This window comes from Microbispora sp. GKU 823, assembly GCF_002027145.1.
Taxonomy (GTDB): domain Bacteria; phylum Actinomycetota; class Actinomycetes; order Streptosporangiales; family Streptosporangiaceae; genus Microbispora; species Microbispora siamensis.
Window position 1 is genome coordinate 1 of the sequence record NZ_MWJN01000175.1, and the last position, 9,288, is coordinate 9,288.

General features: G+C 73.3%; 11 protein-coding genes. 5 read left to right on the forward strand and 6 right to left on the reverse strand.

The genetic code is table 11. The features are described from left to right. From B1L11_RS49295 to B1L11_RS42915, 3 genes are all read right to left on the reverse strand, one after another. On the reverse strand, window positions 1-217 hold a 217-nt coding region (locus B1L11_RS49295), incomplete at its 3' end, for a hypothetical protein (protein WP_218671673.1). 95 nt (window positions 218-312) lie between these two features. Beyond that, on the reverse strand, window positions 313-1,095 hold the full coding sequence (locus B1L11_RS42910) for an ABC transporter permease (protein WP_179155587.1): 783 nt from the start codon (window positions 1,093-1,095) through the stop codon (window positions 313-315). Continuing rightward, window positions 1,092-1,976, reverse strand: a complete 885-nt coding sequence (locus tag B1L11_RS42915; RefSeq protein ID WP_079320897.1) for an ABC transporter ATP-binding protein — start codon at window positions 1,974-1,976, stop codon at window positions 1,092-1,094. Before B1L11_RS42915 ends, B1L11_RS42910 begins: the two co-directional genes overlap by 4 nt. Window positions 1,977-2,107: 131 nt before the next feature. Between B1L11_RS42915 and B1L11_RS42920 the strand changes: the two genes are divergently transcribed. Genes B1L11_RS42920 through B1L11_RS42930 form a run of 3 tightly spaced genes read left to right on the forward strand, consistent with a single transcriptional unit; the run spans window position 2,108 to window position 5,444 of the window. Further along, the gene (locus B1L11_RS42920) at window positions 2,108-3,289 is read left to right on the forward strand and encodes a sensor histidine kinase (protein WP_079320898.1); all 1,182 of its coding nucleotides are present in this window, start codon (window positions 2,108-2,110) and stop codon (window positions 3,287-3,289) included. Further along, window positions 3,286-4,035 carry a response regulator transcription factor gene (locus B1L11_RS42925; protein ID WP_079320899.1) on the forward strand — a complete coding sequence of 250 codons (750 nt, stop codon included), beginning with the start codon at window positions 3,286-3,288 and terminating at the stop codon, window positions 4,033-4,035. Before B1L11_RS42920 ends, B1L11_RS42925 begins: the two co-directional genes overlap by 4 nt. Next, a complete protein-coding gene (locus B1L11_RS42930; protein WP_218671674.1) occupies window positions 4,017-5,444 on the forward strand; it encodes an NAD(P)/FAD-dependent oxidoreductase in 1,428 nt (475 codons plus the stop codon). The genes B1L11_RS42925 and B1L11_RS42930 overlap by 19 nt, the downstream gene beginning before the upstream one ends. Here B1L11_RS42930 and B1L11_RS42935 read toward each other — a convergent pair. Beyond that, window positions 5,441-6,079, reverse strand: a complete 639-nt coding sequence (locus B1L11_RS42935; protein ID WP_079320901.1) for a uridine kinase — start codon at window positions 6,077-6,079, stop codon at window positions 5,441-5,443. The genes B1L11_RS42930 and B1L11_RS42935 overlap by 4 nt on opposite strands. Before the next feature lie 119 nt (window positions 6,080-6,198). Here B1L11_RS42935 and B1L11_RS42940 point away from each other — a divergent pair, with 119 nt between their 5' ends. Continuing rightward, window positions 6,199-7,587, forward strand: a complete 1,389-nt coding sequence (locus B1L11_RS42940) for a cytochrome ubiquinol oxidase subunit I (protein WP_079320902.1) — start codon at window positions 6,199-6,201, stop codon at window positions 7,585-7,587. Between the two features lie 11 nt (window positions 7,588-7,598). Beyond that, window positions 7,599-8,573: a cytochrome d ubiquinol oxidase subunit II gene (cydB, locus tag B1L11_RS42945; RefSeq protein WP_079320903.1), complete on the forward strand. Its 975-nt coding sequence runs from the start codon at window positions 7,599-7,601 to the stop codon at window positions 8,571-8,573. A gap of 52 nt (window positions 8,574-8,625) precedes the next feature. On the opposite strand, the gene B1L11_RS42950 is transcribed toward cydB, so the two are convergent. After that, window positions 8,626-9,033, reverse strand: coding sequence for a pyridoxamine 5'-phosphate oxidase family protein (locus B1L11_RS42950; protein ID WP_079320904.1), 408 nt, complete (start codon window positions 9,031-9,033; stop codon window positions 8,626-8,628). Window positions 9,034-9,108: 75 nt separating this feature from the next. After that, the coding region (locus B1L11_RS42955) for a response regulator transcription factor (RefSeq protein WP_143737964.1) at window positions 9,109-9,288 on the reverse strand (180 nt) is incomplete at its 5' end.

The following is a 9,288-nucleotide window of genomic DNA, read 5'->3' on the forward strand; positions in this document are numbered from 1 at the left end:
GGTCGTGAAGCCCGCGCCCACGCCTGCGCCGAAGCCCGTCGTGAAGCCCGGTCGTGAAGCCCGCGCCCACGCCCGCGCCGAAGCCCGTCGTGAAGCCCGTCGTGAAGCCCGTCGAGAAGCCCGTCGTGAAGCCGGTCGTGCAGCCGGCCCCGGCGCCCGCGACGTGCGCTCCCGCCTGCACGCCCGGTCTCACCCTGCCCCTGACCCTCTCGCTCACGGCCAAGGTGTCCCTCGACGCGAACGCGGGCACGGACGCGAAGCCTGCCACCGCGACCACCGGGGCCTGCGTGCCGTTGAGCGCGAGCTGATCCGTCAGGCGTCCCTGCGGGCCAGCAGGACGGCGGCCGCCGCGTACGGCACCGCCACCCAGGCGGCCATCACCGCGAGCGCGGCAAGGGGCGACAGGAGCGCGCCGCCGAGCGAGTGAGGGTTGCCTGTGCCGGCCAGCTGGCCCGCCAGGGCGCCCGGGAGGATCGAGCCGATGCGTTCGTTCCAGGGCGCCGGGATGTTGTTGACGATGATCGGGACCACGTACCAGACCGCCACGAGTGTGGCGACGGCGGCGACGGCCGAGCGGGTGATCGCGGCCAGGCACAGGCCGAGCAGCGCGAACATCGCGATGGACAGGCTCAACGCGAGGAAGAGCGGCATCTGCCGGCTCAGCGCCTCGGCCGACTGCCCCCGGATGGGCCGGTCACCGATGATGAGCCGCCCGGCGGCGTGCGTCGCGAGCACGGCCGCGAGCCCCGTGCAGAAGGCCACGACCGCGACGACGCCGGCCTTGGCGGCGAGCACCCGCCCGCGTGACGGCAGCACGGTGAACGTGGTGCGGATCATGCCCGTGCCGAACTCGCCGGAGAAGGCGAGGACGCCCAGCACGGCCAGGCACAGCGAGGCGAGCCAGTTGGCGAGCTCGGGCAGCGACGACACCTCGAGGCGGTCGCGCTGACCGGGCGGCAGGCCGTCCCACAGGTGGGCGGCGTACCAGGCCAGCAGGGCCATGAGGGCGACGACGACGCCGACGACGCCGAGGACGAGGGAGGTGGACCGGAGGGTGCGGAGCTTGAGCCATTCGGCGGCGAGTGCGTCGATCACCGGTCCGTCCCCTCTGCCGTGAGCCGCATGTAGGTCTCCTCCAGGGATGCGCCGCGCGGGGTGACCTCGTGGAGGGGGATCGCGTGCCGGGCGGCGAGGTCGCCGATCTCCGCCTGGTCGAGGCCGCGCACCGACAGGCCCCCGCCGTCCTCGGCCGTGACCGTTCCGCCCGCGGCCGACAGTGCGGCGGCGAGGTCACCGGCGCGGCTGCTGCGGACGAACACGTCCCGTACGGCGGTCAGCTCCCGCATCGGGGTGTCCGCGATGAGCCGCCCACGGCCGATGACGACCAGATGGTCGGCGGTGAGCTCCATCTCGCTCATCAGGTGGCTCGACAGGAGCACCGTGCGTCCCTCGGCGGCGAGGCCGCGGAGCAGTTCGCGGATCCAGCGCACGCCGTCCGGATCGAGGCCGTTGACCGGCTCGTCGAGCAGCAGCACCGCGGGGTCGCCGAGGAGCGCGGCGGCGATCCCGAGGCGCTGGCGCATGCCGAGCGAGAATCCTGCGATCCGCTTGCGGGCCACACCGGCCAGGCCCACCTGCTCGATGACGGACACGACCCGGTCCCGGCCGATGCGGTTGGCGCGGGCCATCCAGCCGAGGTGCCCGAGGGGCGTACGGCCGCCCTGGACGGCGCCGGCGTCCAGGAGCGCGCCCACCTCCCGCATCGGGTGGCGGAGCCGGTCGTAGCGGCGGCCACTCACCAGCGCCTCGCCGCTCGCCGGGCGGTCCAGGCCGAGGATCACCCGCATGGTCGTGGACTTGCCCGCGCCGTTCGGCCCGAGGAACCCGGTCACGCGGCCTGGTTTCACGTGGAACGTCAGCCCGTCCACGGCGACCGTGCGTCCGAAGCGCTTGGTCAGCTCTCTGACTTCGATCATGTCCCGACGGTCTCGCGGGCCGCCCGTTCCCCGCGTCGGAGCGCGGTGCGATCTGCCGGACGCGTCTCAGACCGTGGCATGACAGACCGGGGCAGGAGGCGGGCGTGCGCGCGTAAAGCTAGCGTGGGCGCGTGGACGATCCGGACGTGCGGCCGTTGTTCCCCCGGCCGCTGCGCCCCCGGGAACTGGTCGCGCTCGACGTGCTGGCCGGGCTGGGGTACGCCTTCGTGCTGGTCGTCAACTCCCCAGACCGGCACAGCGCGGCGGCCTGGGCCCTGGTCGCCGCGATGACGCTGCCGCTCGCGGTCAGGCGGCGGTGGCCGCTGCCGGTCTTCTGCCTCGTCGCGGTCGCGTCCGTGGCGGCCATGGCGCTCGGCGTCGCGCGGGAACCGCTGGCCGCCGCGGCGTACGCGCTCTATCCGGTCGCGCTCACCACGCGGCGGCGCCGGTGGGAGCCGACTGCGGTGATCGGCGCGCTGACCGTCGGGGCGCTGCAGCTGGCGGTGCTCGGCGGCGTGGCGGCCGCTCCGGAGGCCAGGCGGATCGTGGAGACCGTCGTGCTCGGCTCGCTCGCGCTGGGCGGCGCGTGGACGATCGGGCGGGCGGTGCGGGAGCGCCGGGCGTACGCCGCGCGCCGGGCCGAGCAGGCCGCCGAGCACGCGGTGACCGAGGAGCGATTGCGCATCGCCAGGGAGATGCACGACGTGGTCTCCCACACGCTCAGCCTCATCGGGGTCAAGGCCGGGGTCGCCGCGCACGTGGCCGACCGGCGGCCGGAGGAGGCGCTGGAGGCGCTGCGGGTGATCGAGACCACGAGCAGGCAGGCGCTGACCGAGATGCGGCACATGCTCGGCGTGCTGCGTACGGCCCCCGGAGCCGACACCGGGGACACCGGAGCCGACACCGGCGCGCTGTCCCCGGCGCCGGGCCTCGCGGCGCTGCCGGACATCGCCGAGCGTGCGGCGGCCGCGGGCGTACGGGTGGAGCTGGACGTGCGGGTGACGGTCGACCTGCCCCCGGCGCTGGAGCTGGCGGTCCACCGGATCGTCCAGGAGGCCGTCACCAACGTGGTCAGGCACGCGGCCCCGGCGGCCTGCCGGGTCCTCGTGGACGACGAGGGAGGACAGGTGCGGGTCGAGGTGACCGACGACGGGCCGGGCCGCCGGGTCCTGCCCGCCGGTCCGCCGGGGCACGGCCTGATCGGCATGCGCGAGCGCGTCGCGGCGTACGGCGGGGTCTTCACGGCCGGCCCGCTGCCCGGCGGCGGGTTCCGCGTGCTCGCCCGCCTGCCGCTGGAAGAGGAGAGGACGTGAACGAGCCCGAGCCGATCCGGGTGCTGCTCGCCGACGACCAGGAACTGCTGCGCGGCAGCCTGCGCCTGCTGGTCGACAGCACGCCGGGGCTGGTCGCGGTCGGCGAGGCGGGCACCGGGGCGCGGGCCGTCGAACTGGCCCGCGCCGAGCGTCCCGACGTCGTGCTGATGGACGTGCGCATGCCCGGCATGGACGGCATCGAGGCGACCCGGCGCATATGCGCTGAGGCATCGGGCGCGAAGGTGCTGATCCTCACCACGTTCGACCTCGACGAGTACGTCTACGCGGGACTGCGGGCCGGGGCGAGCGGATTCCTGCTGAAGAACACCCCGCCCGCCGACCTGCTGGCCGCGATCCGCGTGATCGCCGCGGGCGAGGGGCTGCTGGCGCCGAGCGTGACGCGGCGGCTGATCGCCCAGTTTACCCAGTTCACACAGTTTGCCCAGTTCACACAGTTCACCCGGACCGCCGCGGACCGGCCTCGACCCGGTCCCGTGCTCGACGGGCTGACCGGCCGCGAGCGTGAGGTGCTCACGCTCGTCGCGCGCGGCCTGTCCAACCTGGAGATCGCCGCGCACCTGCATGTGAGCACGGCCACCGTGAAGACCCACATCGGTCACCTGCTCGCCAAGCTCGGCGCGCGCGACCGGGCCCAGCTGGTCATCGCCGCCTACGAAGGGGGGGCTCGTCTCCACGTCACGGCAGCACCCGTGACAGGGTGGAGCCCGTGGAAGTCTTCGATGTGATCGTGATTGGCGCTGGTCCGACGGGCGAGGTCGCCGCGGGACGGGTGGCGGCGGCCGGGCTGAGCACCGTCATCGTGGAGAGCGAGCTGGCGGGAGGGGAGTGCTCCTACTGGGCCTGCATGCCGAGCAAGGCGCTCCTGCGGCCGGTGGACCTCGCGGGAGAGGTGGGCCGGGTCACGGGGCTGCGGCTGGAGGGCGCAGGCGAGGGCCGGCCGATCGACGCCGCCGCGGTGCTGGCCCGGCGTGACGCCGTGGTCTCGCACTACGACGACGCGGGACAGGCCCGGTGGCTCGACTCGGCGGGCGTGACGCTCGTACGCGGCACGGGACGGCTCGCCGGCCCCCGGCGGGTCGAGGTCACGACGTCCGACGGCGGCACCCGGACGCTCGTCGCGAACCACGCCGTCGTGCTGGCCACCGGGAGCCGCCCGGTGATCCCGCCCGTGGCCGGTCTCGCCGCGGCCGAGCCGTGGACGAACCGTGAGGCGACCGGTGTGCGTGCCGTACCGGAGCGGCTCGTGGTGATCGGCGGCGGTGTGGTCGCGTGCGAGATGGCCCAGGCCATGCGCGGGCTCGGGGCCCGGGAGGTCACGATGCTCGTCCGGGGCGGCGAGCTGCTGACGAGGATGGAGCCCTTCGCCGGGGAGGCGGTCGCGCGGTCGCTGGCGGAGCAGGGGGTCGACATCCGCACGCACGAGAGCGCGGAGAAGGTCGAGCGGCCGGAGCCGGGCGGCGAGGTCACGGTGCGGCTCGCGAGCGGGGGGACGATCACCGCGGACGAGATCCTGGTCGCCGCCGGTCGCCGGTCCGCCACCGGCGACCTCGGCCTGGCCTCGGTCGGGCTGCCGGAGTCCGGTCCGATCAAGGTGGACGAGAGCATGCGGGCCACCGGCGTGGCGGACGGCTGGCTCTACGCGGCGGGGGACGTCAACGGCCTCGCGCTCCTCACCCACATGGGCAAATACCAGGCGCGGATGGCCGCGGACGTGATCGTCGCCCGTGCCCGGGGCGAGGCGGACGACCGGCCGGGGATGCGCGACCGCGCGGACCGCGCCGGGGCGCCCCAGGTGGTCTTCACCGATCCGCAGGTGTGCGCGGTGGGCCGCACGGAGGCGCAGGCCCGCGCCGAGGGCTTCGACGTGCGGGTCGTGGAGTACGACATGGAGCAGGTGGCCGGGGGCTACCTCCTCGGCGACGGCTACCGGGGCAGGGCCAAGGCGGTGGTCGACGAGCGCCGCCGGGTGCTGCTCGGTGTGACGTTCGTGGCTCCGGGGGCGGCCGAACTGCTGCACGCCGCGACGATCGCGGTCACCGCCGGGGTGACCCTGGACGACCTGTGGCACGCCGTCCCGGCGTACCCGACCGTCAGCGAGGTGTGGCTGCGCCTGCTGGAGGCGTACGGGCTCTAACGACTGATCACGGCGGGGTGGCGCGGGTCCTCGACGCGGACGGCCACGTCGGCGGCCCGCACCGGGCCGGTCTCGCGCTCGTACCGCTCGTAGGCGGGCAGCGTCCACCGCTCCTCGGGCGGTGTGCGGCGGGCCAGCGCGGCGGCCGACATGGACAGGTGGACGGTCAGGTCGAACGGCAGGCCGCGTCCGAGCAGCAGCGCGCCGTCGAGCAGCACGACCCCGCCCGGCTTCAGCGTCACGTAGTCCGCGCGGGTGGCCCGGTCGCGCACGCTGTCCCACAGCGAGGGCAGCACCCTGCCCGTACGCCTGCCCGTACGGCCCGGCTCCAGCGGCCCGAGCACCTCGCGGACGAGGCCGCCCACGTCCAGCCACTCGTCGTAGAACACGTCGGGGTCGGTCCGGCCGAACTCCAGCCGCAGCGAGGCCGGGCGCAGGAACCCGGCCGCGGGCACCCGCAGGACCTCCCGTCCGCGCAGGCGCAGCGGCTCCACCAGGTCGTCGGCCAGCCGTCCCGGTTCGGCGGCGGGGGCGCCGTCCACGGCGACACGCACCCACGCGTCGCGCGGCCGGTCGGCGATCAGGTCGGCGAGTTCCTCCACGAGCAGGGACGGGGAGACGGGACGGGCACGCACGCCCCCATCATTTCCCACGAAGTGACCAAGGTCCTCGCGGGGCGGGTCCGGTAGCCCTGGGGCCGTGGTCCGGGGCTGGGCCAGGCTTCAGACGTCCCTCATCAGCGTGTGGAGCCCGCATGGACGTCCTGGATCTGTCCCGGTGGCAGTTCGGCATCACGACCGTCTACCACTTCCTGTTCGTACCGCTCACGATCGGCCTGTCGGTTCTCGTGGCCGGATTCCAAACGGCCTGGCACCGTACGGGCAACGCGGCGTACCTGCGGATGACGAAGTTCTGGGGCCGCCTGTTCCTGATCAACTTCGCGATGGGCGTGGTCACCGGCATCGTCCAGGAGTTCCAGTTCGGGATGAACTGGAGCGCCTACTCGCGGTTCGTCGGCGACGTGTTCGGCGCGCCGCTCGCGATGGAAGGGCTGATGGCCTTCTTCCTGGAGTCCACCTTCCTGGGCCTGTGGATATTCGGCTGGGACAAGCTGCCGAAGAGAGTCCACCTCGCGACCATCTGGCTGGCCGCGATCGGCACGAACATCTCGGCGTACTTCATCCTCGCCGCCAACTCCTGGATGCAGCACCCGGTCGGCTACCGGCTCAACCCGGCCACCGGGCGCGCGGAGCTCACCGACATCTGGGCGGTGCTGACCAACTCGACCACGCTCGCGGCGTTTCCCCATGTCATCTTCGGCGCGTTCGTGACGGCAGGCGCGTTCGTCATCGGCGTGAGCGCCTGGCAGCTCGCGCGCAGGCGTGAGGTGGACCTGTTCCGCGCCTCGGCCCGCGCCGCCCTGGCGGTCACGCTCGTCGCGTCGGCTGGAGTGATGCTGAGCGGCCACTGGCAGGCGCAGATCATGACGAAGCAGCAGCCGATGAAGATGGCCGCCGCCGAGGCCCTGTGGGAGGACGAGACCTCCGCGGGCTTTTCGATCTTCGCCGTCGGCGACGTGGAGAACGGCCGCAACCACATCAACATCCAGATCCCCTACGGCCTGAGCCTGCTGTCCACCAACACCCTGGACGGGAAGGTCGAGGGCATCAACGACATCCAGGCGAGGTACGAGAAGACGTACGGCCCCGGCGACTACCGGCCCGTCGTCGGCCTCGCGTACTGGTCGTTCCGCCTGATGATCGGCTTCGGCGCGCTGGCCGGGCTGCTGGCGCTGGCCGGGCTGTGGCTGACCCGCCGCCGCGGACTGCCCGGCAGCCCCTGGTTCTACCGGATCGGCGTGCTCGGCATCGGGCTGCCGTTCCTGGCCAACACGCTCGGGTGGATCTTCACCGAGATGGGCCGCCAGCCGTGGACCGTGTTCGGCGTCATGCGGACCGCCGCGGCCGTCTCGCCCGGCTCCGACGTCGGCGAGGTCGCCACCACCCTGGTCGGCTTCACTCTGGTCTACGCCGTGCTCGCGGTCATCGAGGTCCGCCTGCTGCTGAAGTTCATCCGCAAGGGGCCCGAGCCCGAGGACGCGGTCCACCAGGACGAGCCCGCCCTCCCGGCCCTGTCGTACTGAAGGACGCATCCATGGAACTCACCACCGTCTGGTTCCTGCTCATCGCCGTCCTGTGGACGGGCTACTTCGTGCTGGAGGGATTCGACTTCGGCGTCGGCGTCCTGCTGCCGTTCCTCGGCCGCGACGAGGCGGAGCGCGGCACGCTCGTGCGCGCCATCGGCCCGGTCTGGGACGGCAACGAGGTCTGGCTGCTGGTCGCGGGCGGCGCCACCTTCGCTGCCTTCCCCGAGTGGTACGCCACCCTGTTCAGCGGCTTCTACCTGCCGCTCTTCCTGGTCCTGCTGGCCCTGATCGTGCGCGGGGTCGCCCTGGAGTACCGCTCGAAGAGCGACAGCACCCGGGGCTGGGACCGCGCGTTCTTCTGGGGCTCGCTCGGCCCGGCCTTCCTGTGGGGCGTGGCCTTCGCCAACATCGTGCGCGGGGTCCCGCTGGACGCCCGGCACGAGTACACCGGCGGCCCGCTCGACCTGCTCAACCCGTACGCGCTGCTCGGCGGCGCGGCCACGCTGGCGCTGTTCACCCTGCACGGCGCCGTGTTCACCGCGCTCAAGACCACCGGCGAGCTGAGGGAGCGGGCCAGGACGGCCGCCCGCTGGACCGGTCTGGCCGCCCTCGTGCTGGGCGGGGCGTTCCTGCTGGTCACGCAGCTCATGACCGGCACCGCGGGCACCTGGGCGAGCGTGGCGGTCGCCGCCGCCGGAATCGCCGGCGCGCTCGTCGCGACGCTGCGCGGCCGTGACGGCTGGGCCTTCGCGGCCAACGCGGCCGCCGTCGTCGCGGTCACCGTCACGCTCTTCGGCGGTCTGTGGCCGGACGTCATGCCCGCGCTCGACCCCGCCAACAGCCTGACCGTCCACAACGCGGCGTCCACGCCGTACACGCTGGGCGTCATGACCTGGGTCGCGGCGATCTTCACCCCCGTGGTCCTCGCCTACCAGGCGTGGACCTACTGGGTGTTCCGCCGCCGGCTGACGGTCACCCGCTGACGCACGCGAGAACGCCCGCCTCGGGAGACGAGGCGGGCGCTCTTCGCGGGTGCTATCGGTTGAGCCGGCGGCCGGAGATCTGCTCGGGGGCCATCACGATGAAGTGGTCACGGGTTCCGGGCACCCACGGCGTGAGCGGCAGCGCCGACAGGCGGGCGATCTCCTCCGGGTCGCAGACCGCGCGGGCGTGCCCGACCGCGGTCACCGACCAGCCCGTACGGAACGTCGCGTCGAAGTCGTCGGCCTCGAAGGCCACGACGGCGTTGCGCGCCGCGGCGGCGAGCTTCGAACCGGGGGCGGTGCGGATGACGATGTTCCCGTCGAGCAGGCAGAAGTTGACCGGCTGGACGGCGGGGAGGGCACGATCGGTGAAGACGATCCTGCCGATGGGGGCGGAGGCCAGCAGGTCCAGGCATTCCCCTCCGCTGAGGATCTCCAGGCCGGCCGAGTCGAGCTTCATGTCTGCAAGCCTGAGGGATCGACCGCCACGCGGGTTAGGGACGAAGGTCCCGTCGTCGACGTCGATCGGCCCGGCTCAGCGCTCCTGCCCGGCCTTGAGGCGGGCGGCGAGCGCGGCGGCCTGGGTGCGGCGCTGCATGTCGAGCTTGCTCAGCAGGTTGGACACGTAGTTCTTGACCGTCTTCTCGGCCAGGAACATCCGCTCGCCGATCTGGCGGTTGGTCAGGCCCTCGCCGATCAGTTCGAGGATCTGCCG